This is a genomic window from Prescottella soli, from assembly GCF_040024445.1.
GTDB lineage: Bacteria > Actinomycetota > Actinomycetes > Mycobacteriales > Mycobacteriaceae > Prescottella > Prescottella soli.
This window is the reverse complement of the sequence record NZ_CP157276.1, coordinates 2,434,127-2,460,016: the sequence shown is the minus strand read 5'-3', so window position 1 is coordinate 2,460,016 and position 25,890 is coordinate 2,434,127. Positions and strand designations below refer to the sequence as shown.

Sequence of the window (25,890 nt, the reverse complement as noted above, 5' to 3'; positions counted from 1 at the left end):
GTTGACAGCGCACGAAGGGACCCTTCAGCTGTCACTCGGGGGTTGTGTCGGAAGCGGGCGTCGGCATCCGCAGATACGGGACGAGCCCCGCGTTGGCAGGGTCTGCGAACGGATCGGGCCGGATCCACCGGACCCGGCCCCGGGTGCGGGCGTCGAGATTTACCGATTCGACTGTGCCACTCGGGGATCGGGCTGTGAGCCTACCGTGAGCGATCCACTCCGTACCGTCGGTGCCGCGGGCGACGTCGGCCCGACGGGCGGCGGCCCGCACCCGCGCGACGGTGGCCGGATCGTCGACCGCGCTCAGCCGGCGCGCGTCGTCGAGCACCCGGACGGGATGGGGCGGTGGGTCGACGCGCACCGTCCCGTACCGACGATCGTCGAGCATGATCGGTTCGGTGGGGCCGAAGAGGTAGAGGCGTCCCTCGGCGACGACGCTTCGCCCGCCTTCGGTGCACACGCGCTCGACGGTCAACGACCCGTCTTCGTCGCGATCGCAGCGGAACACGTCGTGGCGGGACGTGATCCAGCACCCGTCCGCGTCGGCGTGGACGGTCCTGGTCCAGTGCTCGTGCGTCGGTTCGACGGTGAGGGGCAGCAGGTATTCGACGACACTGGGCGGCGTTACCGCCGTATCGACGTGCAGCAGAACAGGATCGGACCGGTCCATCACCCACACGTCGCTTCCGGAAATCGACACCGCACCCGCCACGAACTCGGAGTCGGTTGCGGGGACGTCGTCGAGGTCCAGGTCGACAAGAACGCCCGTCAAGACGTACGGGTCATCCTCCGATCTGGGCTCCTGACTCGACCAGAAGATGTGCGGCGTCGACTCGACCTCGGTCAGGCGCTCGGTACCGCCGACGAGTCGGGTGCCGGTCGACGACCGTTCGAGTAGCTGACTCACCAATCGCACCCGCCGTACGCGCCCGCGCACCGGCACGGGATTGTCCGATCCCACTGCGAGGTCGGCGACGAGGGTTCCGTGGACCTCGACCCGGCCGGTCGTCGGCCGGTTCGCCCACCACTTGGCGGCCCAGCCGTCGCCGGACACCTCGTGTAGCCAGCAGAGGTCGGTCTCTGGATCGTTTCCGGGCATGCGTCCGTACGCCGGACGGGCGGTGGCCCGGAAGGTCTGCGCATACGACGCGGGTGGAGATTGTGCCGGGTCGAACGCGAGGACCGTTTCGACGAGGTCACCCACCGTGGGCGGGGCGAGGGAACGGTCGTCGAGGATCCATCCGGGCACGAACACGGCGAGCGTGCGATCGGCCGATGTGGTTGTCATCGTCGAACCCCACGCACTCGGGAAAACCGACGGGCGACGCCGTCGGGCGCGGGGCTACCTCGAGCGAGCGTACCGCGGGCCCCCGATGCCGGGTTTATCTGGATCTAGTCGTTCTTTTGACTTATTCCAGAAAAGCGGCATACTGGGGTCATGCAACAAGGAGAGCACGACTTCGACCCCCGCGCCCGGCTCCGGGACGCGGGTCTGCGGGTCACGGCTCCCCGCGTTGCGGTTCTGAACACGGTTGCCGCCAACCCGCATTCGGACGCGGACACGATCGCCACCGAGGTACGTCGCCGGCTCGGGTCGGTCTCGACCCAGGCGATCTACGACGTGCTCGGGGCCTGCATCCGGGTGGGGTTGTTGCGCCGGATCGAGCCCGCGGGCTCACCGGCGCGGTACGAGACCCGCACCGCGGACAACCATCACCACCTGGTGTGCCGCTCGTGCGGCACGGTCGTCGACGTCGACTGCGTCGTCGGCCACGCTCCCTGCCTGGAGCCCTCGGACAACCACGGTTTCGAGATCGACGAAGCCGAGGTCGTGTTCTGGGGTCTGTGTGCCGATTGCCGAAATGATTCGGCGAAAACCGGGGCACAGGCCGATACCAGCTCACAGAATCAAGACGATGTGCCCGGATCGGGTGGGTCGATCACTTCGAAGACAGCCACAGCCCATCAGCGCCAAGGAGGCTTCGCAAAATGACGTCCGCACAATCACGTCCGACGACGAACAACTTCGGTATCCCCGTCAGCAGCGACGACGAGTCGCTGACCGCGGGGACGCAGGGCCCGATTCTTCTGCACGACCACTACCTGATCGAGAAGCTCGCGCAGTTCAACCGCGAGCGCGTTCCCGAGCGCATCGTGCACGCCAAGGGTGGCGGCGCTTTCGGTGAGTTGGTCATCACCGGCGACGTCAGCAAGTACACCAAGGCGAAGTTCCTGCAGCCCGGCAAGAAGACGGAGTCGCTGGTGCGGTTCTCCACCGTCGCCGGCGAGCAGGGCAGCCCCGACACGTGGCGCGACCCGCGCGGTTTCGCGATGAAGTTCTACACCGAGGAAGGCAACTACGACCTCGTCGGCAACAACACGCCGATCTTCTTCATCAAGGATCCGATCAAGTTCCCCGACTTCATCCGCTCGCAGAAGCGCATGCCGGGATCGGGTCTGCGCGACCACAACATGCAGTGGGACTTCTGGACCCTGCGTCCGGAGACCGCGCACCAGGTGACGTGGCTGATGGGTGACCGCGGCATCCCGAAGTCGTGGCGGCACATGGACGGGTTCGGATCGCACACCTACCAGTGGGTGAACGCGGCCGGTGAGCGCTTCTGGGTCAAGTACCACTTCAAGACCGACCAGGGCATCGAGTTCCTCACCCAGGCCGAAGCCGACACACTCGCCGGCTCGGATCCCGACTACCACCGGGCCGATCTGTACAACGCGATCGAGCGCGGCGAGTTCCCCAGCTGGACGATGAACGTGCAGATCATGCCGGTCGCCGACGCGGAGGGCTACCGCTTCAACCCGTTCGACCTGACGAAGGTGTGGTCGCAGAAGGACTACCCGCTGATCGAGGTCGGCAAGTGGACGCTCAATCGCAACCCGGAGAACTTCTTCGCGCAGATCGAGCAGGCGTCGTTCGAGCCGTCGAACGTGGTGCCCGGCATCGGATTCAGCCCCGACAAGATGCTGCTGGGCCGCGTCTTCTCGTACGCGGACGCGCACCGCTACCGGATCGGCACCAACTACGCGGACCTGCCGGTGAACGCGCCCAAGGCGCCCGTGAACTCCTACTCCAAGGAGGGCGCGATGCGGTACACGTTCAACACCGCCGACACCCCGGTGTACGCGCCCAACTCGTTCGGCGGGCCGCACGCCGACCCGTCGGCCGCCGGTGACGAGGGCCTGTGGGCGTTCGACGGTCAGGCGGTGCGCGCCGGGTACATCCAGCACCCGGAGGACGGCGACTTCACACAGGCCGGAACCCTGGTCCGCGAGGTGCTCGACGACGCCGCCCGCGAGCGTCTGGTGAGCAACATCGTCGGCCACGTCCTCGGCGGCGTGCGCGAGCCGGTGCTCGGCCGCGTCTTCGAGTACTGGAAGAACGTGGACGCCGAACTCGGCAAGAAGATCGAGGAAGGCGTGCGCGCGGCATCGAAGTGAGATTCACGCCGACGCCCGGCTGGGTTCGCCCGGTCGGGCGTCGCGCGTTCCCGCTGCCAGACGCGCCCCGACGAGCACGAGCGCGACCACTGCGAACACCACACCCGTCCACGGCAGCGCGTGGGTGCCGGCCGTCGCAAGTGTCCAGCCACCGACGGTGGTGCCCAAGGTGATTCCCAGGTTCGAGAACGAGACGAACAGGGCGTTGCCGAATTCGGGAGCGTCGTGGGCGTCGCGACCCAGCCACGTCTGGCCCACGATGAGGCCGCCGGAGTGGACCGCCGCCCAGATCGCGACGACCACGACCATCGGTGCGAACTGCCCGCCGACCGCGAAGGCCGCGGCGAACACCACCGCCAGCAGGACGGGGAACGCTACCACCGTGCGGACGACACTGGCACGCAGCAGCGCCGCGAACCCGAAATTGCCGAAGATCATCACGACACCGAAAACGAGAAGCATTGCACTGAGCCATGTTTCGTTCATGCCGGTGACATCGCTCAGGTACTCGGCGAAGAAGCCGTAGACGGAGAACATCGCGGCGAACAGAAACACGACGGACGCGATCGACAGCCACAGGTCGCGGCTGCGCAACACGCTCAGCTGGTCCCGGTAGGAGAGCCGTTCGTCGGCGGGCATCCGGGGCACGACGGACACGATGCCGACGAGCGCGACCACGTCGATGGCGGCGGCGATCCAGAACGCGGCGGCGAGATCGAGATGCCCGCCGACGTACGACGTCAGCGGCACGCCGAATGCGAAACCAGCTGTGACACCGGCGAACACGCGTGCCGCGGCCCGGGCCGGATCGGTGCCCGGGTTCAACCGGACGGCCGCTGTCAGGGCGACCGAGAAGAAGACCGGATGGAAGAGCGCCGGAAGGATGCGGAACACCAGCATCACCGGGAAGCTCGTGGTCACCGCGTACACCGCGTTCGAGATCGCGAAGACGCCCATGGTCGCTGCGAGGACGGTCCGGCGGTCGATCCGGGACGCGGCGAGCGTCATGAACGGCCCGCAGGCCGCCACGACGAGCGCGAACACGCCGACGAGCAGACCCGCCGTCGACGTGCTCACGCCCAGCCGGTCCGCGACCTGCGGCAGCACGCCGACTACACCCATCTCCGTCGTGATGATGCTGAACACGCCCAAGGCGAGCAGCGACAGGGACACTGAACTTCTTGTCATGACCAGCTTTCGTGCGTAGGACCGGTATACCGATCCACATATCGCGTTTTGTAGATGTAATAGGACGTGGCGAACCCGGGCGGGGACGCGCGCTCAGAGCGTGTCGCGCACGTATGCCGCGTACTCGGCGATGGCCCGCTCGTTGCGGCGGTAGTACGTCCACTTGCCGATTCGCTCGGACTCGAGCAGTCCCGCGTCCCGCAACGTCTGCAGGTAGCTGGAGACGACGGACTGGGACAATCCGCACCGGGACTGGATGTCGCCGACGCAGACGCCGATGTGAAACCCCAGGCCCTGTTCGAGGTAGGTGCTCTCGTCGAAGAATCGTGCCGGATCCTTCAGCCAGCGCAGAAACTCGAGGCGTGCGGGGTTCGCGAGTGCCTTGTGCACGGTGAGCGGGTCCACGGTTTCCTTGCTTCGGCGGGTTCTCGATGACGACAAATCTATATTTTTAGATTTGTCGTAATATGTCAAACCGATGTGTCGGGCGCTCGCACGCAGCGGCGGTGCGATCAGGGAATCAAGCCCCACCAGTAGATGAGGGTCGCAGCCAGCCACAGAAGCAGAGTGTCCATAACCGCCTCCCGTGTCGGGTCCTGCCTCTATCATGCTCCCCGCCGTCGGCGTTGAACAACGGAGGCGATCCCGTACACGATCACAGCGCCGAAGATCCAGGCTTCGAGGATGGCGATGCCGGCCGCGACGCCGTCGTTGTCGAAGTACGCGGCGCCGCGCAGGGCGCGAACAGTGACGCCGACAGGCAGGATGCCGGTGAGAGGCTCCAACCATCCCGGAAGGAACTGCGCAGGCAGGATGCCGGTGCTGGTCGCGTTTCCGAACACGAGCAGGACCACGGCGGCGACGAAAATCCCGGCAGGCCCTAACAATTTGAGCAAGGCCGCCGTCGTGACACCGACGGCCAGAGCGAGCAGGCCGACGAGCGTGCCGGTCATGAGGAACGACGCGGGCAAGGCCCCGAAGACCGGCCCGACCAGCCAGGCGACGACGATGCTCACCAGGAACGCGAAGACCACCGCGCTGAGGGCACGCCAGCCCGCGGGCAGGCGCGGGCCGGCCAGCATGCTCGTCAGGCCGAAGAGGAACCCGGCGAGCACCACGCCGAACGCGGCGTAGAACACCGACAATCCGCGCGAGTCACCCGCCGCCAACGGGGCGACGTCGGTCACCGTCAGCGTCGCGCCGGTCGCCCCGGCTGTCGCGCCGAACGCACGCGTGAGCAGTTCGGTGACCGGTGGCCCGTTCGCGCCGGCGAGGATCAGCTCCGCCGTCGGGGTCCCGGCCACGAAGGCCCCGAACACCTCGTGCGTCCTGACCGCGTCGCGCGCCACCTCGGCGGAGTCGTACGGGCGTACGTCGAAGGCGTCGCCGCCCGCCGCCGACTGCGCCGCGACCGCGGCCACGACCGGTGGCGGGCCCACGACCGCCACCGGTAGTTCGTGTGGTTTCGGATCGTGGAACGCCGCGAGGAACACCGCGGCGAAGATCGCGCCGATCAGCAGCCCGACCACCGCGGGGACGACGGTGCCGCGTGCGATCGAACCATTGTCCGGTTCCGAGGCATTCGTTGACTGCGTCGACGTCGCTGCCATAGTTCGAGTGTGACCACGTCGAGCCGTCCGTGGTGGCGGTTCCGCAGCTTCAGGGCTCGAGGAACCGCGCGAGGAACTCGATCAGCAGGCGTTCGGCGACGGGCGCCGGCAGCTCCTCGACGAGGGCGAGGATGTCGGCCTTCGGCCCGGCGAGCCCCGCCTTCGGGTCCAGCCCGGCCAGCGCCAGGACACCCGCGCTGATCTCGCTCGTCAGGTCCGCCGGGTCGATGTGGGCGGCGGCCGCGACGAACTCGGCCGGTGCGCTCGCCCCGGGGACACCCCGGGTGCGGTCGGCGGCCTTCGTGAGCGCGGCCACCAGGTCGTCGACCACGCTCTCGGTGACCGGCGTGATCGTCAGGTGCGTGGTCCGCGGCAGCACGGTGCCGTCGGACTGCACGTGCCGCGGCTGCGGCTGCAGTGCCCACCCGTCGGCGTCGGCGGCGTCGGACCAGCGGTGCGGATCGACCTGGCGGTCGGCCGGCACCGTGTCGTCCGCCGCGACCGCGAGCAGCGGACCCACCGGGTCGCCGACCACACGCAGGCCCTCGATGCGCTCGATCGCCTCTCGGATCCGGGCCGTCGCACGCGCCATCGGCTCTACCAACTCCCCGAACCCCTTCGGGCCCAGTGCCTGCGTCACCGCCCACCCAGCCGCGATCGGCATCGCGCTCCGCGACCCGAGCAGGGTCGGGTTCACCACGGCGTAGCCGGGCCAGCGGGTGGTCGCGAACCAGTGCGCGCGGTGCCGGTCACGGTCGCGGAACAGCAGCAGCGAGACACCCTTGGGGGCGTACCCGTACTTGTGCAGATCCACAGACAGGCTGGTCACCCCGGGGACGGTCAGATCCCAGCGGCGCTCCTCCGCGCCGGGCCACCACGGCAGCACCCAGCCACCGATGCACCCGTCGACGTGCAGCGCGACGTCCTGTGCCGCACAGACTTCCGCGATGGCGGCGATCGGATCGAGCGCCCCGTGCGGGTACGACGGCGCGCTCGCGACCACCAGCGCGACGTCGGGGGACAGCGCGTCGGCGACGTCCTGCGGGCGCAGCCGTCCGGTCACCGGGTCGACGGGCAGCACCTCGAGTCGCAGGTCCAGGTGCTGGGCGGCCTTGTGGAACGCGGCGTGCGCGGTCGCGCCGATCAGCAGCGTCGCACGATGCTCGGCGCCGGTGCGGGACCGCCACCTGTCGCGCGCCGACTTCACCGCGAGCATGCAACTCTCGGTGCCACCGCTGGTGACGCTGCCGACGACGTCCGGATCGCCGCCCGCGAGGACCTCGCGCCCGAGCGCGACCAGGTCGCGTTCCATCGCCCCGATCGACGGAAACGCCGTGGGATCCAACCCGTTCAGCGGCTGCGCCCGCAGCGCGGCCGCGCCCGCGAGGTCGGACAGTTCGGCGACGCCCGGGTCGTACACGTACGACAGCAGGCGTCCGCCGGACGTCGGGGCGTCCGTGGCGCGCAGCGCCTCCAGGCGCGCGAGGATGTCGGCGGGGTCGTGGCGGAACTGCATCAGTGGCTTCCGTTCTGTGCGTGGGCGTCCTCGGCGGCGAGTCGGTATCGCGACAGCGCGACGATGCTGAGGGCGGTGAGGATGGCGGGGGCCGCGGAGATGGCGAGGACGATGCCGTCGATCGCGGTCTGGGACTGGACGGCGTGCTGGTCGTCGGTGGACGAGACGAACCCGGTGATCGCGAGGATTGCGAGGACCAGCGCCGGACCGAGCGCCAGGCCGATGGTCTCCATCGCCGTCCACACGCCGCTGAACGCCCCGGCCCGCACCGTGCCGCCCTCGCTGCGCTCGTGGTCGGAGATGACGTCGGGCAGCATCGACATGCCCAGCATCTGCATGCCCGCGTAGCCGACGCCGGCGACCGCGACCACCGCGTACACCCACCATCCGACGCCCACCAGCAGTCCCAGCAGCGCGATGTTCGCGGCGAGGAACAGGCTCGACGCCAGCAGGTAGGCGCGACGCTTGCCCCACGAGCGGACCAGCCGCGACCACAGCGGCATCACCGCGACCGCGGGGCCCACGAGCGCGGCGAACAGGAACGACACCGACCGCTCGTTGCCGAGCACGTACGTGGCGGCGTACTGCGCGGCGGCGAGCATCGTGCCGGTCGCGAACGCCTGCAGCGCGGACGCCGTCAACAGCGTTCGGAACGGCCGGCTGGACCGGACGACACGCAGCGATGCCGCGAACGACGCGCCCTCGCCGAGCACCTCTTCCGTCGGGGGACGACGCGGTGCCACGCGCGACGCCGCAAACATGCCGAGCCCCAGCACCGCTCCGGCCACGATGCCCATGACGAGGTAGCCCCAGCGCCCGCCCCCGCCGAGTTCGCGCAGTTCCGGACCGCCGGCACCGAACAGCAGGATCGCGACGCCGAGGACGGCGACGCGCCACGCCATCAGCCGGGCCCGCTCGTGGTAGTCGTCGGTGAGTTCGGCCGGCATCGCGATGTAGGGGACCTGGAAGAGGCTGAACGCCACCGCCGACGCGATGAACGCGACCGCGACCCACACCGCGCCAGCCGTCGCGTCCACGCCGTCCGGCACCGCGAAGGTGAGGGCGAAGAACACCGGCAGCAGCGCGGCGCCGATCGTGAGGAACAGCCGTCGGCTGCCGGTCCGGCGCGCCCACGAGTCGCTGAGCGAGCCGATCGCGGGATTGAGCACCACGTCGAGCGCCTTGGGCGCGAACACCACGAAGGTGGCGACGGCGGCCGCCACCCCCAGCGTGTCGGTGAGGTAGTACGCCAGTACCAGTCCCGGAAGCGTCGAGAAGCCGCCGGTGCCGACCGATCCCAGGGCGTAGCCGCGGATCGTCGCCGGGCTCAGCCGTGTCGCCGCGGGTGCGGAGGTGCTCGTCATGGCGACAATCTAGGCCGCAACACCGCGACAGCCCGGCGTGGCCGTCGAACGGGCGTGTCGGTGGTCGTTGCTAGCGTCTGCGCGGAGGGGTCCGGGGCTGCCGCGCCGGATCCCTCCGCCGTTGGTGTCCTGTCGTTGGTGCTCGAAAGGTGCTGTCCCCCTATGGTGATGGGTGCTACCCATGCAATGTCCGGTGCTGTCGTCGGCCTCGCCGTCGCAGACCTGCTCCCGACGGACTGGGGCGGGCCCACCTCGACCGCCGAGACGTTCGCGTTCGCGGGTGTCTGTGCGGGCGCCGCGCTCCTGCCGGATCTCGACACCACCCAGTCCACGGTCGCGCGCTCGTTCGGGCCGATCTCCAGGACGTTGGCGGCGGGCGTCGACTCGGTGTCGCTGGGCGTGTACCGGGTGACGAAGGGCCGCAAGGACCCCAATCGGCGCGGTGGGCACCGCACCCTCACGCACACGGCGTTGTTCGCGGTCGGGCTCGGCGCCGGGATCTCGGCGCTGGTCGGTCAGTTCGGCCGCGCCGCTATCATCGTCACGCTCTTCTTCACGCTCGGCCTGGCCTTGCGCGGCCTCGCCGGGGACTGGGCGCGGGACAAGGGGTGGCTCGTCGTCACCGTGGCCTCGGCATTCCTGTCGATCCTCACGTGGCAGTGGTTCCCCGACCAGGTGGGGTCGACGGGACTCGGCGTCGCGGTCGCGTTGGGGTGTGCGACGCACTGCGTCGGCGACATGATCACCAAGGAGGGAGTGCCGTTCCTGGCGCCGTTCGTCCCGCTCGGCGGACGCCGATGGTGGGAGCTTCGGTTGCCCTCGTTCCTCGCGATCCGGGCCGGTGGCGGCTTCGAGCGGGCCGTGCTGGGACCGCTGCTGACGATCGCGGCCGTCGGCCTCGCGGTGTGGGCGGTGGACGGTGCGCCCGAGGCGATCACCGACGCGCTGCGCAACTCGGTCCCGGTTGATCGGTAGTTCGCAAAGTCGCTCCGACGAGAATTACGGAACCACTGGCATCGAAAGCGAACTTGTTCTAGTTTGACTCGAAGATCACGCGGCGAGGCTCGGTGCGCCGCTTCCCGGCGAGAGGATCGGAGTCGAATCGGTGGATGCCGACGAGAACACGTTGTCAACGAGTGACGCGCGTATCGGTATGTCCCGCAGGGGGTTCCTCGGCCGCGCCGCCGGCGCCGCCGCGGGTGCCGCCGCCCTGACCGGCATGGGCTGGACCCCGGCGTTCGCCCTCCCGGCCGCCGGCTCCAGCGGTTCCACCGGTTCGGGCGGCCCGGTGTCCAACCTCCCGGTCCCGCCGGCGTTCCCCGACGACATCCCCCTCGCCCAGCAGGCGTACGTGAACTGGGCCAAGGACATCGCGTTCGATGCCGCGTGGACCGCGACCGCGCGCACCCCGGACGACGTCGTCCGGATCGCGAACTGGGCCAAGGACAACGGCTACCGGGTTCGCGCCAAGGGCACGATGCACGGCTGGAGTCCGTTCACGGTGGTGCCCGGTGAGAGCGTCGAGAAGGTCGTCCTCGTCGACACCATGACGAACCTGAACTCGGTCACCGTGAATGCCAGCGGCACCCCGGCGAGCGTGACGGCCGGGGCGGGCGCCACGATCGAAGAGGTTCTCACCGCTCTCGAGAAGGTGGGTCTCGGTTGGGCGAACGCGCCCGCCATCGGTGAACTGTCGATCGCCGGTGCCCTCGCCATCGGTGCCCACGGCGCCACCTATCCGGCACCGGGGGAGAAGGCGACCCCCGGTCAGTCGTTCGGTTCCCTGTCGAACCTGATCCTGGCCATGACCGTCGTGGTGTGGGACGACGCCGCGGGCCGCTACGTGCTGCGCGAGTTCACCCGCAAGCAGCCCGAGATCACCGCGCTCCTGACGCATCTGGGCCGCACCTTCGTCGCCTCGGTGACCCTGCAGGCCGGTGCGAACGCGCGCGTCCGCTGCGAGACGTTCCTCGATGTTCCGTGGCAGGAGATGTTCGCGCCCGCGGGATCGCCGGGCCGCACCTACGAGAGCTACGTCGAGAAGTCGGGGCGCGTCGAGGCCATCTGGTTCCCGTTCACCGACAAGCCGTGGCTCAAGGTCTGGACCCCGACGCCGGTCAAACCGGCGCAGTCACGGGAAGTGTTCGGCCCCTACAACTACTTCTTCACCGACGCCATTCCCGAGTACGTCACCACACCGCTCGGCCAGGTCATGGAAGGCATGCAGTCGGCGACCCCCGCGTTCGGCGCGGCGCAGCTCGCCGCGGTCCAGGCCGGTATCCCGCTCACCAACACCGGTGACCTGTGGGGCTGGTCCAAGGACGTGCTGTTCTATCTGCGCCACACCACGCTCCGGGTGGTCGCCGGTGGTGGCGTGGTGCTGACCAGGCGATCGAACATCCAGCGGGCGATCAACGAGGTCACGACGTGGCACAACAATCGGATGACCGAGCTTGCGGCACAGGGTAAGTACCCCGTCAACTGCGCGTTCGAGGTGCGCATGTGCAGCGTCGACGACCAGTCCGAGGTTCTCGTCGAATCGGCCGGCCCGCCGAACCTGTCTGCGGTGCGTCCGCGCCCGGATCACCCGGAGTGGGACACCTGCATCTGGATGAACGTCACCACGCTGCCCGGGACCGTCGGTGCGGCCGAGTACCTCCGGGAACTGGAACGCTTCATGGTCCAGACCTTCTCGGGCGACTACGCGACGTTCCGGTCCGAGTGGGCAAAGGGCTGGGCCTTCACGAGCGCGGGCGGCTATCGTGACGACGAGTGGCTGAGCCAGATCATCCCGGCCGCCTTCACCACCGGGATCCCGGCGTCCGGCAACTGGGCGGCGGCGCGGGCGTCGCTGAACGCCCACGACCCGCACCGCATCTTCGCCAACAGCTTCCACGACCGGCTGCTGCCGTAGAGGGCGACGGCGGGTAGTTTCAGGCGGGGCCGAATTCGCTTGGAGTTGTCGTGGTTTCTGGTGCGGTCCACCCCGATGTGGTCCTGTTGACGGGGCTCTTCGCTGGTCTCGGCGTCGAGTGCTCACCGGCTGTGTCGGAGCCCGACAACGCCGAGTACGGGGCCGCGGTTTCCGACCTCGGCCAGTCGACCATCCGGTTCCGGGTCGGCAAGCTGACGCCGACGAAGGTGGGGCTGTTTGTCTCCGTGTGGCGTCGCGGGGCCGGTGGGTCGACGGAACCGTTCCCGGCCGAGGACGACATGGACGCGCTGGTGGTCGTCGCCCGGGAGGGCGACCGTTTCGGTGCGTTCGTGTTCCCGAACGAGGTACTGGCCACCCGCGGCGTCGTGTCGGTATGTGGTGCCGGCGGGAAGCGGGGGTTCCGGGTGTATCCGCCGTGGTCGGCGACCAGCAGCCCGCAGGCGAAGCGTTCCCAGGGGTGGCAGTGCGACTGGTTCCTCGACCTGAGTGACGGAGCGGCCGTCGACCTGCAGCGGGCCGGTTGTCTCTTCGCCGCGGTCTGAGCGGCGGAGCGGAAAGAAGGTGGACCGGCGGCTCGGTCGCCTCACGGCGAAAGGCGCAACGCAGCTCCAGCCGAACGGAACTCTGCGGAGGCGGTGAAATTGAGCCCGGGGGACACGGAACCGCCGATCCGAACCATTCAACCACGACCCCGCCGAGGTTATTCCAGGGTCATTCCAAGAGCTCCCGGGCCCGTTCCAGCTCCACGTCGAGCAGGTCGTCGACATCGAGAGCCGCGGCTTCCCGCACTGCGGACTCGAGGAGCGCGGCCGCCTCGTCCGCCCGTCCCAGCTGGTGCAGCAGGTCGCCGTAGACGACGAGCGCGCGGACCCGGATCACACCGGGCTGCTCGTGGTCGAGGAGTTCGCGCAGAGTGGCCTCGCCCCGCTGCACCCGACCGTGATCGAGTTGGAGCAGAGCCTTCTGGAATCGCAGCGATCCGTCCATGGGATCACGATAACGACGAGGCCCGGCACCGAATCCGGTGCCGGGCCTCGTCGTGCCGGGTGGGGTTACTGCTTGCCGCCCAACAGGTTCTGCAGGTCGTCGAGCACGATCATCGCGCCCGTCGGGCCCAGGGCCAGGAACCAGGTCTCGTCCGACACCTGGACGGCCTTGCCGTTCTTCACGGCGTTCATGCCGGCCCACAGCGGCCCGGCCAGCACCTCGGTCTGAGCGGTGGTATCGGGCTTGCCGTAGGTGGAGTAGAAGATCCAGTCACCGTCGGCCTGCGTGATGGTCTCCGGGCTCACCTCGACCGCGAGTTCCTCGATGTTCTGGACGTCCGGGCGGCGCAGGCCCACGTCCTGCAGGATCACACCGATGAACGACAGGTTGCCGTACAGGCGGGTCTTGCCGGTCATGAAGCGCACCAACGAGATCGACGGATCACCCTGGATGCTGTCGCGGACCTCGTTCGCGCGGGACTGGTAGTCGTTGAGCACCGCCTCGGCCTTGGTCTCCTCGCCGACCGTGTCGGCGACGAGCAGGAAGTTCTCCTTCCACGGGAAGCCCGGGCGGATGCTGAACACCGTCGGCGCGATCTGCGACAGCTGCGGGTACAGCTTGTCGGCGCGCAGCTTGCTGCCCAGGATCAGGTCGGGCTGCAGCGCGGTGATCGCCTCGAGGTTGAGGTTGTTGGTGGTGCCCACGTCCGGCACGCCCGCCAGCTTGTCGGCCAGGTACGACGGCTGACCCGACGCGCCCTCCGGGCTCGCGATGCCGACCGGGGTGATGCCGAGCGACAGGACGTCGTCGAGTTCGCCGCCGTCGAGCACGACCACGCGCTCCGGCCTCTTCTCGATGACGGTCTCGCCCAGCGCGTGCTTGACGGTGCGCGGGAACTGGCCGGGCTGTGCGTCGCTGCCGAGAGCCGCGGTCGCGGTGTCGGCGGTCGCGAACAGGCGGCCGCCGGTCGCGACGTCGGTGTTGCCGGCCGGGGCGTCGGCCGCGTTGTCGGAGGAGCCGCACGCGGTGGCGGCGAACACGGTCGCGAGGGCGAGCATCGCAACGCGAACAGAGGCCCGCCTGCGGAACGAGGATCGAACAAACATTAGGTCAGGCTAGCCTGTGTTGATCGGGGGTCGTCCGGCGGGAGTTCGGTCGAGTAGTCGACGGTGACGCAACAGCGCTGACGTCCGCTTCCGGCCCCGATGCCGCGCCCGACTTGACCTGTCGCGCCCACGATCGTGTCCGCGGGAGGTCAAGTTGTCCGCGGGAGTTGGTCGATCCGGCAACGAGAGGTCCGCCAGTCGTTGGATAACCGCCGCCGCACAGAACGACGAGGTGAGGCCTCCGCATAAGTGCACGAGGGTGTGCGGTGCGGGCGTAGATGCGTATGCAAATAGAGAAAGACCCCGTCCGAACGAGTCGGACGGGGTCTTTCTGTTCTTCACTGGTCGGGGTGGCGGGATTTGAACCCACGACCTCTTCGTCCCGAACGAAGCGCGCTACCAAGCTGCGCCACACCCCGGTGTTGAACCTTGGATAGCTTACAACACGGTTTCACCGGGGATTAAATCGGCTGGTCAGCGGCCCAAAACGGCGCCTTCCACAGCCGCCGAGCCGCGCGCGGTGGCGGTGTCCTCGCGGGGTGCGGGGACCAGAGTGAGTAGCGTCGCCTCGGGGCGGCAGCAGAACCGGGCCGGCGCGTACGGCGACGTGCCGACACCCGCGGACACGTGAAGCCGCATGTGCGCGCCCCAGCGCGACGGCCCCTTGACGCGGGAGCGGTCCAGCTGGCAGTTCGTCACCAGCGCGCCGTAGAACGGCAGGCACAGCTGGCCGCCGTGCGTGTGCCCGGCCAGCACCAGGTCGTAGCCGTCGTCGGCGAACCGATCGAGGACCCGCGGCTCGGGGGAGTGCGTGATGCCCAGCTTGAGCTGCGCGAGCGGATTCGGCGGGCCCGCGATGGTGTCGTAGCGGTCCCGCTTGAGGTGTGGGTCGTCGACGCCGGCCGACGCGATGCGCACACCCGCCACCTCGAGGTCGCGGTGCACGTGGGTGACGTCGAGCCAGCCGCGCTCGGTGAAGGCGGCCCGCAGGTCCGCCCACGGCAGCGGCGCGCCCAGCACCCGGCGGTGCTCCTTCTTGAAGTACTTGAACGGGTTCTTCGGCTTCGGGGCGAAGTAGTCGTTGCTGCCGAACACGAACAGGCCCGGGCGCGCCAGCAGGCCGCCCATCGACTGCACCACCGCCGGCACGGACCTGGGGTGCGACAGGTTGTCGCCGGTGTTCACGACGAGGTCCGGCTCGAGCCGATCGAGCTCGCGCAGCCAGTTCTGCTTGAGCTTCTGGTTCGGCATCATGTGCAGATCGCTGATGTGCAGCACCCGCAGGGTCGCCGAGCCTGGAGCCAGGACCGGCATGGTCGCCTCTCGCAGTGCGAACGCGTTGCGTTCGATCAACGAGGCGTAGCCGATGCCCAGAGCGGCGGCGCCCGCGGTGGCGAGCGCGGCCCGGTTCAGGGCGCTGCGGTTCGGGGTACGGGAAGACAGATCAGGCACCACCTCAGAATACGGGTGTCGGCAATGAAGGTGCAGGACACCGCACCGGGCGCGTACCGTTCGGCGCATGGCCGACACCGCTCCCACGCTCAAGTCCACGCTCCGCGCCGACCTCACCGCCGCGATGAAGGACAAGGATCAGCTGCGCCTGTCGACACTGCGCATGATCCTCGCCGCGGTGCAGAAGGAGGAGACCTCCGGTAAGGAGGCCCGCGAACTCAGCGACGACGAGGTCCTCAAGATTCTCACCAAGGAGTCGAAGAAGCGTGGCGAGGCCGCGGAGATCTACACCGAAGCCGGCCGCGGTGAACTGGCCGCCACCGAGCGCGCCGAGGCGCAGGTCATCGACTCCTACCTGCCCTCCCCGCTCACCGACGCCGAACTGGCCGACGTCGCGGACACCGCCATCGCGCAGGTCGCAGAGGAGCTCGGCGAGCGCCCCGGCCCGCGGCAGATGGGACAGGTCATGAAGGCTGCCACCGCCCTTGCCGCGGGCAAGGCCGACGGATCGCGAATCTCCAAGGCGGTCAAGGACCGTCTCTAGATCCGGCGAACGCCACCGCCGCGTCCCGTCCGATCGTTCCTGTTCGTAACGATCGCATCTCCGCACAAGATCATCACCATGATCGAGGGCGCTACCGCGCCCTCCACGGGGAGGAGATCGGCATGGGGTGGATCGGTTCGAGGGCGGCGCGGGCACTGGTGGCTTCCGCGGGGGCGGCCGCTGCGCTCGCGGTGGCCGCACCGCCGGCCGCGACGGCTGCGGTGGTCCCCGGTGAGTTGGTGCAGATCGACTGGCTGGCGACCAACGGGGGCTCGAAGGGGGTCTCCGAGTTCGCGTTTCCGGTCACGATCGACGAGATCGGCGTGACCGGGCCGGGGCAAACCCTGTCCGTCGGTCAGCATTTCGGCTTCCAGAACTGGCAGAGCGGCTACATCGGCCTCGAGATCGAGCGCCCCACCGCCGACGGTCCTCTCGTCGCCCGCACCGTCTTCAGCTATTTCGGCCCCGACATCCAGAGCCCCGGGTGCGGCCCCGTCGGGCCGACGACCGGCGGGATGACGTGTCGGGGTGACTTCTTCGACTTCGTGCTGGGCAAGAGCTACACCCTGAAGGTCGAGCAGATGGGGTCCAACTATTGGCAGGCGTCCCTGGATGACGGCGCGATGCGCTACCCACGTGCGCTCAGCGGGGTTCAGATCACCAACGAACTCCGCCGCATGATGCCCGTCGGGTATCAGTCCGTCGGCTACTACGGTTCGTCCGGATCGTGTGCCGAGATCCCGCACGCGCGTGTGCGTCTGGGCACGCCGACGGCATTTGCGACGCCGATCGACTACTCCGGCGCGGCGGTCCTGGTCGGCCCCCGACGCCCGAACCTCACGTGTTTCGGGGCGGTCGCGAACGACGTCGTCCCGGTCGACGGCGGCGTCCAGGTGACGCTCGGGCGCTAGCGGTCAGACCTGCGTGGTCGTGGCCGCGAAGACATCGACGATCGCGTCGCAGAACGCGGGCAGGTCGTGCGGATTGCGGCTCGACACCAGAGCGCCGTCGATCACGACCTCACGTTCGACGACGTTGCCGCCCGCGTTGCGGATGTCGGTTCGAATGCTCGGGTACGACGTCAATGTGCGGCCACGGACGACGTCGGCCTCCACCAGGGTCCACGGACCGTGGCAGATCGCGCCGACAGGCTTCCCTGCCTCGACGAAATCGTGAACGAACGCAACGGCTTTCTTGTTCTGCCGGAGGTGATCGGGATTGGTCGTTCCGCCGGGCAGGATCAGGGCATCGAAGTCCTCGATCGTCACGTCCGCCACGACGGCGTCGACGTCGTAGAGGCCGGCGGTGTGGACGTCGCCCTTCATCGCCTGGATCCGTCCGATCGACAGCGACAGCAGTTGGGTGGCGGCGCCCGCCTGCTCGACAGCCTTGCGTGGCTCGACGAGTTCGGACTCCTCGACACCGTTCGTGGCGAGGATCGCGACGGTCCGTCCCCGCAGCGCCGTCCCGGCGGTCATCGGTGTCGCCCCATCGACACGTGGTGGCGGTGGCCGTTCGTGGTCTTCTCCTCCACGGCCCTCTCCTCGGCGGCGGAGTCGACCTCGGCGAGCACCGGATCGAAGGCGGGACCGTGGCTCTCGGAGGCCATCTCGAGCCCGGCGCCCTGGCCGAAGACGAGGTGTCCGCCGAGGGCGCCGCCCACGCCGACGGCCGTCAGGGCGAGTGCACTCAGTGCCGTGGCGGAGCGCCCGGGCGCGTTCTTGTGCCGGCGGAACGAGGCGATCATCAGACCGATGCCGGTGGCGTTGGCCCCGGCGTGCAGCAGCCCCACGCGGCGTTGACGGGTGTCGCGCTCGCTCCAGTCCGCCCAGCCGGTCGCCAGCGTCGGCGGTGTCGCGGCCAACCCGATGCCGATCAGCCGCCGCGCGCCCCGCGGATCGCGGAGGACGACGTCGAAGACGAGGGAGCTCGTCCACGCCCCGATGGGGATCGCGACGAGGCCCGGATGCACGGGATGTCCGAGCCAGTCGCCGCGCAGTCGATCACCGATCGGCGTGCGGCCCAGCCCCGCCTGGATGCGGTGCTGGATCGTCGCGCTGATCCCGTCGAGGAACGACGCCGACTCGGCCCGGTTGTACAGGTGACGAAGGTTCATGTCCCGCGACTACCCGGGACCGGGCCGGACGAAACGCGGGAAGGGTCAGCCGCCGGGTGACGGTGTCGGACCCGGCGACGCGGAACCCGACGGCGTCGCCTTCACCGAGCCGTCGCTGACGTAGATCGTCACCGCGGAGCCCGGCACCGCCAAGCCCGCCGGTGCGCTGCCCGTGACGTTGCCCTTGGGGACGTCCGACTTGGTGTTCACCGGGTTCACCGTGAAACCGGCGGCCTTGAGGGCGGCCGTCGCCGCGTCCTGCGTCATGCCGACGACGTCGGGCACCTGGGCGTTCTGTGAGCCCTTCACGTACTTCTCGTCGACCGGCGGCAGCGCGGTGGGGCCGAAGTTGCCGACGATCGGCGTCATCGCCTGGTACCACGTGCGGGCCGGTTCGGTGCCGCCGTACAGGTTGCCGTCACCGCACGGACGCAGCGGCGCCGAGCAGATCTCGCCGGGGGTCGTCGAGTCGCCGTACACCAGCACGCTCGCGGCCAGGTTGTTGGTGAACCCGAGGAATCCCGACGACATGTGCGACTCGGTGGTGCCCGTCTTGCCCGACATCGGGAGCTTCCAGCCGGCCGAGCTGGCGGCCGCGTACGACGTGCCGCTCGGTTGGTCGTCCTTGCTCAGCGCCACCGACAGCGTGTCGGCCAGACCCGGGTCGACCACCTGCTCGCACGCTTCCTGCGTGATGGAGACCGGCTTGCCCTCGCGGTCGGTGATCGAGTCGATCGGCGTCGGCGGGCACCACTTGCCGTGGGACGCCAGCGTTGCCGCGACGTTGGCCAGCTCGAGCGGATTGACCCACGTGGGGCCGAGCGTGAACGAGCCCAGGTTCTGCTGCTTCTGCATGTCCGCCATGCTCTGGTCGCCGAAGCCCGACGAGCCGGCGACCGTGTACGAGCGCAGACCCAGTCGGACGGCCATGTCGACCGTCGGCGTGACGCCCGTGGACTCGATCAGCTTCACGAACGCGGTGTTCGGTGACTGCGCGAGCGCGTCCGTGACCGACAGCTTGGCCGCGTAGTTGGGGGTGGCGTTCTCGACGCAGTACGTCGCCGCGGGACAGCCGCGCGCGCCGCCGTTACCCATGCCGCGGGCCTCGAAGCGTCGGGGCACGTCGAGCACCGCGCTGGTGCCGAGGCCCTTCTCCATCGCGGCCGCCGTGGTGAAGATCTTGAAGATCGATCCGGCGCCGTGGCCGACCAGCGTGTACGGCTGCGGCTGCACGGTCTGCTCCGCGGCGGTGTCGAGGCCGTACGCGCGGCTCGATGCCATCGCCAGCACCCGATGCTGGTCCTGGCCCGGCTGGACCACGTTCATCACGTTCGCGATGCCGTCGAGCTTGGGGTCGGCGTTGGCGACGAGCGCCGACTTCACCGACTTCTGCACCGACGGGTCGAGGGTGGTCTTGATCGTGTAGCCGCCACGGTTGATCTGTTCCTTGCTCAGGCCCGCCGCCGCGAGGTACTGCAGCGCGTAGTCGCAGAAGAAGCCCTGATCGCCGGCGGCGATGCAGCCGCGCGGCAGTGCGTTCGGTTCCGGCAGCACACCGAGCGGCTCGGTCTTGGCGGCCCGGATCTCGGTGGCCCGGTCCGGGATGTTCGTGATCATCGTGTCGAGGACCGTGTTGCGGCGCTCGAGCACGCCTTCCGGGTTGGTGTACGGGTTCAGCGCCGAGCTGGACTGCACCATGCCGGCCAGCATCGCCGACTGCGTCAGATTCAGGTCCTTGGCGTCGATACCGAAGTACGTCTGCGCGGCGTCCTGGATGCCGAACGAGCCGTTGCCGAACGGAACGAGGTTGAGATACCGGGTGAGGATCTCGTCCTTGCTCAGCTTCTTGTCGAGCGTCAACGCCATCCGGATCTCGCGGATCTTGCGCGCGGGCGTGGTCTCGATGGCGGCGCGCCGTTCGGCGTCGTTCCGGGCCACCACCAGCAATTGGTAGTTCTTGACGTACTGCTGGTCGATGGTGGAGGCGCCCTGCTGGACCTCGCCGCTGGTCGTGTTCGTCATGAACGCGCGCAGTGTGCCCTGCCAGTCGACGCCCTGATGGTCGGCGAAGCGCTTGTCCTCGATCGAGACGAGCGACAACTTCATGTCGTTGGAAATCTTGTCGCTCGGGACCTCGAAGCGGCGTTGCTCGTAGAGCCACGCGATCGGGTTGCCGGCGACGTCCGTCATCGTCGTCACTGCGGGAACGGTGCCCTCGACGAGTTCCGCCGAGACGTTGTCGACGGCGTCGGTGGCGCGGTTGGAGGCGAAGCCGAAGCCTCCTGCCAGCGGAAACATCACTCCGGCGAGGAGGACGCCGGCGAGTGCGGAACATCCCGCGAGCTTGGCGATCGTTTTGGCTCTCGACACGAGCTACAGAGTACGTCGAACGGACCGACTGTCCCGGTGGACGACTCAAACTGGACGCTTGTTTGACGACGAAGACCGCATTTGACCCGGGCAAATGCGACGAAGAATGCACGGGCGTACCAGAATCTACGCTCTCGATCTTGCGCAGCGGGCGATCTTTACCTAAGTTAGCTCTCGTCAGTGTGATACAGCTAACACTGGATTAGGAATGTGGTGCAGTCGTCACGTGATAGCCGGGGGACTGCGTGAACATCCTGAGCGCCGTGGGGAACGGCGTTTGGACCGAAGGGGAACCGAATGCACATGACCAGCCCCGCCGCGCGGCTTGACTACGAGGAAGCGGAAGCCCGCATCCAGTGGGTCGCGCAGGCACGATGCCGTGAAGTCGACCCCGATCAACTCTTCGTCCGCGGCGCGGCGCAGCGCAAGGCGGCAACCATCTGCCGGCACTGCCCGGTCCTCATGCAGTGTGGTGCCGACGCGCTGGACAACAAGGTCGAGTTCGGCGTGTGGGGTGGCATGACCGAACGTCAGCGTCGTGCACTGCTCAAGCAGCACCCGGAGGTCGAGTCCTGGGCCGACTTCTTCGACGCTCAGCGTCAGCACCAGTCCGCAGTCTGATCAATTTCCGAATCGGTCCTCGTCGGGGAGTAGGTCCGGATCGGTCGAACGGAACAACGTCGTGGAGGCAGCGGCGCCGCGGGCGCCGCTGCGGCCGCGTCTCGCCGGGGATCGGCGGTCAGCCCTGACGGGTGAGCTGGTCGCCCACCGCACGCAGCGCCTCGAGGTCCGACACCTCGAAGGGCAGCGACGGCACCCCGATGATCGGTACGTGCTGGTGTGACGCGGTGAACCGGCTCAGCAGTCGCAGCTCCCGCTTCGCGGTCACCGCCCGATGCGCGTGCACCCGCAGAACCGCAGAGGTCAGCTCGTTCGCCGCGTCCGCGGGCTCGCTCTCCTCCAGCAGATCGGCGCCGGTGAGGGCGTGGTCGGCGGACACCGAGCACAGCGTCGGGTGGGTCCGGTTGAGCACCAGGCCCGCCAGCGGCATCCGGTCTCCGGACAGCCGGTCGACGAAGAACGCGGCCTCGCGCAGCGCGTCGGGTTCGGCGGCCGCGATCACCACGAACTGCGTGCCCTCCTGGCGGAGCAGCTCGTACGTGCGCGTCGCACGCTCCCGGAAGCCGCCGAACATCGAGTCCAGCGACTGTACGAACGCCGACGCGTCGGACAGCATCTGGCTGCCCACCACCGTCGAGACACCCTTGAGGGCCAGCCCCATCGCACCCGTCACGAGCCGGCCGATGCCGCGTCCCGGCGCGGTCAGCAGGCGGATCATCCGGCCGTCGAGGAAGGCTCCCAGGCGTTGTGGCGCGTCGAGGAAGTCGAGCGCGTTGCGCGACGGCGGCGTGTCCACGATCACCAGGTCCCACCGGTCGTCGGCCGCGAGCTGACCGAGCTTCTCCATCGCCATGTACTCCTGCGTGCCGGAGAACGACGTGGCGACCGTTTGGTAGAAGGGATTCGCGAGGATCTGCTCGGCCTTGCCGGGTGCCGAGTGCTCGAGCACCATCTCGTCGAACGTGCGGCGCATGTTCAGCATCATCGCGTGCAGCTCGCCGGTCGACCCGGGGGCCAGCTCCACCAGTTGCGGCTCGTTGTCGAGGTCCTGCACCCCGAGCGCCTGCGCGAGCCGTCGGGCCGGATCGATCGTCAGGACGGCGACGCGCCGGCCCTGCTCGGCCGCGCGCAGGGCCATCGACGCGGCGGTGGTCGTCTTGCCGACGCCACCGGCGCCGCAGCACACGACGATGCGGGTGTTCGGGTCGGCGAGGAGGCCGCCGAGGTCGAGGGCCGGCGCGGTCCGGGGTGGGTTCATCGCACACCCTGCTCGGTCAGGCACTCGGCGAGCTCGTAGAGCCCGCCGAGGTCGACGCCGTCCACCAGCGCGGGCAGATGCATGCGGGCCACCTTCACGTCGTCGAGTTGCGCGGCGCTCTCGTCCTGCGCGGCCAGCGTCGCCGCGTGTTCGATCGTCTCGGTCAGCAGCCCGGCGAAGTCGTCGTCGGACAGCGTGATGCCCGCCCGCGCCAGGCCCTTGCGGACCGCGTCGGCATCGACGCGGCCCTTCGCGGCGTCGGCGAGCGCGTCCTGCGGCAGGAACGCCGTGTTGGTGCGGTTGACGATCACCGTGCCCAGGTGCAGGTCGGCGGCCGCGAGCTCGGCGACGGCGTCCGCGGTCTCCTGCACCGGCAGCGCCTCGAGCAGCGTCACCAGATGCACGACCGTCTCGTCCGAGTGCAGCAGCCGCACGACGCCCTGGCTCTGCGAGTGGATCGGCCCGCCCTTCGCCAGCTCCGACATCGCGCGGGTCACGTCGAGGAACTTGCCGATCCGGCCGGTCGGCGGCGCGTCCACCACGACGGCGTCGTACGCGCGGCGGCCGGACTTGTCGGTGCGCACCGCGCACTCCTTGATCTTGCCGGTGAGCAGGACGTCGCGCAGGCCCGGCGCGAGCGTGGTCGCGAACTCGACCGCGCCGATCTTCTTCATCGCGCGGCCCGCGAAGCCCAGGTTGTAGAACATGTCGAGGTACTCGAGGAACGCGGTCTCGAGGTCGACCGCGAGCGCGAACACCTCACCGCCGCCCTCGGCGGTCGCGATCTTGGTCTCCTGTGGCGGGAGGGGCGGCACGTCGAACAGCTGCGCGATGCCCTGCCGGCCCTCGACCTCGATCAGGAGCACGCGTCGTCCGCCGGCGGCGAGCGCGAGCGCCAGTGCGGCGGCCACGGTCGACTTGCCGGTGCCGCCCTTGCCGGAGACGAAGTGCAGGCGCGCCGCGCCTGCGCTGGGAGGCCATGCCGGCTCGTCGGGGTGCGGACGCCCGTGTGCGGCCGTGTCTGTCGGTGCTGCCACGGGCACGAGCCTATAAGTCGAGGAGCGCGCACGTGCGGGGGATAGGCTCCACGGCATGAGCGAATTGACTACCTGGGAGTACGCGACCGTGCCGCTGCTGACGCACGCCACCAAGGCGATCCTCGACCAGTGGGGCGGGGACGGTTGGGAACTGGTGACCGTGCTCCCCGGCCCGACGGGCGAGCAGCACGTGGCCTACCTCAAGCGTCCGAAGGGCTGAGACCGTGGCAGACACCACACAGTCCTGGACCGCGCGCCTGGCCGAACTGGGCATCGACCTGCCGCCGGTGGCCGCGCCCGTCGCCGCGTACGTGCCGGCCGTCCGCACCGGAAACCACGTCCACACCTCGGGTCAGCTGCCGTTCGTCGACGGCAAGCTGCCGATCGTCGGCAAGCTCGGCGCGGACGTCTCGGAGGCCGACGCGAAGGCCGCCGCCCGCCAGTGCGCGCTGAACGCGCTCGCCGCCGTGGACGCCCTGGTCGGCCTGGATTCGATCGTGCGCATCGTCAAGGTCGTCGGCTTCGTGGCCTCGGCCGAGGGCTTCACCGGTCAGCCCGGCGTGATCAACGGCGCGTCCGAGTTCCTCGGTGAGGTGTTCGGGGACGCCGGGATCCACGCGCGGTCGGCGGTCGGCGTCGCCGAGCTGCCGCTCGGGTCGCCCGTCGAGGTCGAACTCATCGCCGAGGTGCGCTGAGCGCCACCCGCGTCCTCTGCTGAGCCGCATTCCCGGAAAGGGGATGCGGCTCAGTTGTTTTCGGTGCTGCGCGCGTTTGCGTGATCGACGAGGCGGCGCATGCAGTCGACCGCGAGTTCCGCGGGTCCGTCCGGGCCGGTGGTGGGGGCGTCGGTTGCGGCCCACGTCTCGACCGCGATCCGCATCGCGGCGTTCGCGGCGGCCGCGAGGAGTCGGACGGTCAGCGGATCGGCATCCGGGCCGACCAGCGGTGTCAGCGCCGCGACCAGACCCTCCTCCGAATCGTGTTGCACGCGAAGCCACACCGCGTGCAGAGCGGGTTCGTCGTTCACCGTCCGCAGCAGGCCCCGGGTCCACTGCAGCATCTCCTCGGTGACGTCCTCCGACGGCGTCAGGGCCCGCCGCGTCGCGCGCTCGAGGGCCTGGCCGACGGATGTGGCCCCGGACGCATCCGCCTCTTCGGTGAGGTACGTGATCCAGTTGGTCACCCCGCCCGCGAGGAGCGGCGAGACGGCGTCCTCCTTGGTGCGGAAGTAGCGGTAGAAGGTGCGCAGGCCGATTCCCGCCGCCGCGGCGATCTCCTCTGCGGTCACCGACGACGCCCCGCGCGCGGAGAACAGCTCGGCCGCGCGTCGGGAGATCTCGAGTTGTGTCTGCGCCTTGCGTCGCGCTGTCAGCGACGTCACGGGCTGCGCGCCGGGCATGTTCTGGACTCCTCCGCTGGTGTCGGATCGCAGACTACCGGTCCTGTTCCGAAGAAATGCGTGACACAACGTGCCAAGTCGGCCTACTGTGCCATTAGGTCCACAAAACGACTCTAGTTGATCAGGAGAGACCATGAAGCGATTCGAAGGCCGTCGAGTACTCATCACCGGCGCCGGATCCGGAATCGGGCAGGCCACCGTCGCCCGCATCCTCGAGGAGGGCGGCATCGTCGCCGCCGCCGACGTGTCCGAGGCCGGGCTCGAGGTGACCCGCGAGCGGGCCGCCGCGGCCGGCACCGCCGATCGGCTGGCCACCGCGGTCGTGGACATCTCGAACGAGGACTCGGTCCGGGAGAACATCGGTGGCGCGATCAAGGGCCTCGGTGGCCTCGACGTGCTGGTCAACGCCGCAGGCATCCTCCGGGCGTCGCACACCGACAAGACCACTCTGGAGTTCTGGAACACCGTGGTCGGGGTCAACCTGACCGGTACGTTCCTGGTCACCCGCGAGGCGCTGCCCGCGCTGCTCGAGTCGGGCAAGGGCGTCGTGGTGAACTTCAGCTCCACCTCCGCTCACTTCGCACACCCCTACATGGCCGCGTACGCCGCCACCAAGGGCGGCATTCGCTCGTTCACCCACGCGATCGCGCTCGAGTACGCCAAGCAGGGCCTGCGTGCCGTCGCTGTCGAGCCGGGCAGCATCGCCTCCGGCATGACCAGCGCCCCGGGCTTCCCGGAGGACGTCGACCCGAGCCTGATCGGCAAGCTCTACCCGTGGATCGGCGACGGCTTCGCGCCGCCGGAGGACGTGGCCGGTGTGATCGCGATGCTCGCGTCCGACGACGGCAAGTTCGTCACCGGCACCGAGATTCGGATCGACGGCGGCACCCACATGTGAGTGCGATTGCGCCGCACCAGGTGTCGGGCTGAT

Annotated in this window: 26 protein-coding genes and 1 tRNA gene; 11 read left to right on the top strand and 16 right to left on the bottom strand. The window is 69.1% G+C overall.

Going from position 1 to position 25,890, the window contains the following annotated elements; translation table 11 throughout:
• Nucleotides 1-31: 31 nt before the first annotated feature.
• Nucleotides 32-1,288 (bottom strand): hypothetical protein, encoded by a 1,257-nt coding sequence (locus tag ABI214_RS11580; RefSeq protein WP_348610401.1) that lies wholly within the window; start codon nucleotides 1,286-1,288, stop codon nucleotides 32-34.
• A gap of 150 nt (nucleotides 1,289-1,438) precedes the next feature.
• Here ABI214_RS11580 and ABI214_RS11575 point away from each other — a divergent pair, with 150 nt between their 5' ends.
• Together ABI214_RS11575 and ABI214_RS11570 are read left to right on the top strand one after the other, a co-directional pair.
• The gene (locus ABI214_RS11575; RefSeq protein ID WP_348610399.1) at nucleotides 1,439-1,993 is read left to right on the top strand and encodes a Fur family transcriptional regulator; all 555 of its coding nucleotides are present in this window, start codon (nucleotides 1,439-1,441) and stop codon (nucleotides 1,991-1,993) included.
• Complete coding sequence (locus ABI214_RS11570; RefSeq protein WP_348610397.1) at nucleotides 1,990-3,456, top strand: catalase; 1,467 nt, start codon at nucleotides 1,990-1,992, stop codon at nucleotides 3,454-3,456. The genes ABI214_RS11575 and ABI214_RS11570 overlap by 4 nt, the downstream gene beginning before the upstream one ends.
• A 3-nt stretch (nucleotides 3,457-3,459) precedes the next feature.
• On the opposite strand, the gene ABI214_RS11565 is transcribed toward ABI214_RS11570, so the two are convergent.
• The 5 genes from ABI214_RS11565 to ABI214_RS11545 form a co-directional block, all read right to left on the bottom strand.
• Entirely contained in the window at nucleotides 3,460-4,644 is a 1,185-nt protein-coding gene (locus ABI214_RS11565) for an MFS transporter (protein WP_348610394.1), read from the bottom strand.
• 93 nt (nucleotides 4,645-4,737) lie between these two features.
• Complete coding sequence (locus ABI214_RS11560; protein WP_348610391.1) at nucleotides 4,738-5,049, bottom strand: ArsR/SmtB family transcription factor; 312 nt, start codon at nucleotides 5,047-5,049, stop codon at nucleotides 4,738-4,740.
• Between the two features lie 200 nt (nucleotides 5,050-5,249).
• The gene (locus ABI214_RS11555) at nucleotides 5,250-6,254 is read right to left on the bottom strand and encodes an ABC transporter permease (protein ID WP_348610389.1); all 1,005 of its coding nucleotides are present in this window, start codon (nucleotides 6,252-6,254) and stop codon (nucleotides 5,250-5,252) included.
• A gap of 49 nt (nucleotides 6,255-6,303) precedes the next feature.
• Entirely contained in the window at nucleotides 6,304-7,770 is a 1,467-nt protein-coding gene (locus ABI214_RS11550; RefSeq protein ID WP_348610387.1) for a pyridoxal phosphate-dependent decarboxylase family protein, read from the bottom strand.
• Nucleotides 7,770-9,134: an MFS transporter gene (locus ABI214_RS11545; RefSeq protein WP_348610384.1), complete on the bottom strand. Its 1,365-nt coding sequence runs from the start codon at nucleotides 9,132-9,134 to the stop codon at nucleotides 7,770-7,772. Before ABI214_RS11545 ends, ABI214_RS11550 begins: the two co-directional genes overlap by 1 nt.
• 162 nt (nucleotides 9,135-9,296) lie before the next feature.
• Between ABI214_RS11545 and ABI214_RS11540 the strand changes: the two genes are divergently transcribed.
• The 3 genes from ABI214_RS11540 (at nucleotide 9,297) to ABI214_RS11530 (ending at nucleotide 12,611) form a co-directional block, all read left to right on the top strand.
• Nucleotides 9,297-10,109: a metal-dependent hydrolase gene (locus ABI214_RS11540; protein WP_348610381.1), complete on the top strand. Its 813-nt coding sequence runs from the start codon at nucleotides 9,297-9,299 to the stop codon at nucleotides 10,107-10,109.
• Nucleotides 10,110-10,287: 178 nt separating this feature from the next.
• The gene (locus ABI214_RS11535; protein WP_348610378.1) at nucleotides 10,288-12,048 is read left to right on the top strand and encodes a cholesterol oxidase substrate-binding domain-containing protein; all 1,761 of its coding nucleotides are present in this window, start codon (nucleotides 10,288-10,290) and stop codon (nucleotides 12,046-12,048) included.
• Between the two features lie 50 nt (nucleotides 12,049-12,098).
• Nucleotides 12,099-12,611, top strand: coding sequence for a MepB family protein (locus ABI214_RS11530; protein ID WP_348610375.1), 513 nt, complete (start codon nucleotides 12,099-12,101; stop codon nucleotides 12,609-12,611).
• Nucleotides 12,612-12,780: 169 nt separating this feature from the next.
• Here ABI214_RS11530 and ABI214_RS11525 read toward each other — a convergent pair whose 3' ends face one another.
• From ABI214_RS11525 to ABI214_RS11510, 4 genes are all read right to left on the bottom strand, one after another.
• On the bottom strand, nucleotides 12,781-13,056 hold the full coding sequence (locus tag ABI214_RS11525; RefSeq protein ID WP_348610372.1) for a tetratricopeptide repeat protein: 276 nt from the start codon (nucleotides 13,054-13,056) through the stop codon (nucleotides 12,781-12,783).
• A gap of 65 nt (nucleotides 13,057-13,121) precedes the next feature.
• A complete protein-coding gene (locus tag ABI214_RS11520; protein WP_348610369.1) occupies nucleotides 13,122-14,162 on the bottom strand; it encodes an ABC transporter substrate-binding protein in 1,041 nt (346 codons plus the stop codon).
• A gap of 342 nt (nucleotides 14,163-14,504) precedes the next feature.
• A tRNA-Pro gene (locus ABI214_RS11515) sits at nucleotides 14,505-14,581 on the bottom strand.
• 55 nt (nucleotides 14,582-14,636) lie between these two features.
• Nucleotides 14,637-15,617, bottom strand: coding sequence for a metallophosphoesterase (locus ABI214_RS11510; protein WP_408587310.1), 981 nt, complete (start codon nucleotides 15,615-15,617; stop codon nucleotides 14,637-14,639).
• Between the two features lie 64 nt (nucleotides 15,618-15,681).
• Here ABI214_RS11510 and ABI214_RS11505 point away from each other — a divergent pair, with 64 nt between their 5' ends.
• Complete coding sequence (locus tag ABI214_RS11505) at nucleotides 15,682-16,158, top strand: GatB/YqeY domain-containing protein (RefSeq protein WP_348610366.1); 477 nt, start codon at nucleotides 15,682-15,684, stop codon at nucleotides 16,156-16,158.
• A 122-nt stretch (nucleotides 16,159-16,280) separates the two neighbouring features.
• Nucleotides 16,281-17,069, top strand: a complete 789-nt coding sequence (locus ABI214_RS11500) for a hypothetical protein (protein WP_348610363.1) — start codon at nucleotides 16,281-16,283, stop codon at nucleotides 17,067-17,069.
• Nucleotides 17,070-17,072: 3 nt separating this feature from the next.
• On the opposite strand, the gene ABI214_RS11495 is transcribed toward ABI214_RS11500, so the two are convergent.
• Genes ABI214_RS11495 through ABI214_RS11485 form a run of 3 tightly spaced genes read right to left on the bottom strand, consistent with a single transcriptional unit; the run spans nucleotide 17,073 to nucleotide 20,626 of the window.
• Nucleotides 17,073-17,636 carry a type 1 glutamine amidotransferase domain-containing protein gene (locus tag ABI214_RS11495; protein ID WP_348610360.1) on the bottom strand — a complete coding sequence of 188 codons (564 nt, stop codon included), beginning with the start codon at nucleotides 17,634-17,636 and terminating at the stop codon, nucleotides 17,073-17,075.
• The gene (locus ABI214_RS11490; RefSeq protein ID WP_348610357.1) at nucleotides 17,633-18,274 is read right to left on the bottom strand and encodes a DUF2231 domain-containing protein; all 642 of its coding nucleotides are present in this window, start codon (nucleotides 18,272-18,274) and stop codon (nucleotides 17,633-17,635) included. Before ABI214_RS11490 ends, ABI214_RS11495 begins: the two co-directional genes overlap by 4 nt.
• A 45-nt stretch (nucleotides 18,275-18,319) precedes the next feature.
• A complete protein-coding gene (locus ABI214_RS11485; RefSeq protein ID WP_348611534.1) occupies nucleotides 18,320-20,626 on the bottom strand; it encodes a penicillin-binding protein in 2,307 nt (768 codons plus the stop codon).
• Between the two features lie 315 nt (nucleotides 20,627-20,941).
• On the opposite strand from ABI214_RS11485, the gene ABI214_RS11480 reads away from it, so the two are divergent.
• A complete protein-coding gene (locus tag ABI214_RS11480) occupies nucleotides 20,942-21,265 on the top strand; it encodes a WhiB family transcriptional regulator (RefSeq protein ID WP_348610353.1) in 324 nt (107 codons plus the stop codon).
• A gap of 118 nt (nucleotides 21,266-21,383) precedes the next feature.
• On the opposite strand, the gene ABI214_RS11475 is transcribed toward ABI214_RS11480, so the two are convergent.
• Complete coding sequence (locus ABI214_RS11475) at nucleotides 21,384-22,523, bottom strand: ArsA family ATPase (RefSeq protein WP_348610350.1); 1,140 nt, start codon at nucleotides 22,521-22,523, stop codon at nucleotides 21,384-21,386.
• Entirely contained in the window at nucleotides 22,520-23,617 is a 1,098-nt protein-coding gene (locus ABI214_RS11470; RefSeq protein WP_408587306.1) for an ArsA-related P-loop ATPase, read from the bottom strand. Before ABI214_RS11470 ends, ABI214_RS11475 begins: the two co-directional genes overlap by 4 nt.
• On the opposite strand from ABI214_RS11470, the gene ABI214_RS11465 reads away from it, so the two are divergent.
• Both ABI214_RS11465 and ABI214_RS11460 read left to right on the top strand, forming a co-directional pair.
• A complete protein-coding gene (locus tag ABI214_RS11465; protein ID WP_005515911.1) occupies nucleotides 23,616-23,780 on the top strand; it encodes a DUF4177 domain-containing protein in 165 nt (54 codons plus the stop codon). The two genes, ABI214_RS11470 and ABI214_RS11465, sit on opposite strands and share 2 nt — an antisense overlap.
• A 4-nt stretch (nucleotides 23,781-23,784) precedes the next feature.
• Nucleotides 23,785-24,255, top strand: a complete 471-nt coding sequence (locus tag ABI214_RS11460; RefSeq protein WP_348610343.1) for a RidA family protein — start codon at nucleotides 23,785-23,787, stop codon at nucleotides 24,253-24,255.
• Between the two features lie 50 nt (nucleotides 24,256-24,305).
• Here the strand turns inward: ABI214_RS11460 and ABI214_RS11455 are convergent, their stop codons facing one another.
• Nucleotides 24,306-24,959, bottom strand: coding sequence for a TetR family transcriptional regulator (locus ABI214_RS11455; RefSeq protein ID WP_348610340.1), 654 nt, complete (start codon nucleotides 24,957-24,959; stop codon nucleotides 24,306-24,308).
• Between the two features lie 133 nt (nucleotides 24,960-25,092).
• On the opposite strand from ABI214_RS11455, the gene ABI214_RS11450 reads away from it, so the two are divergent.
• Nucleotides 25,093-25,857, top strand: coding sequence for an SDR family NAD(P)-dependent oxidoreductase (locus tag ABI214_RS11450; RefSeq protein ID WP_348610337.1), 765 nt, complete (start codon nucleotides 25,093-25,095; stop codon nucleotides 25,855-25,857).
• The last annotated feature ends 33 nt before the right edge of the window (nucleotides 25,858-25,890 follow it).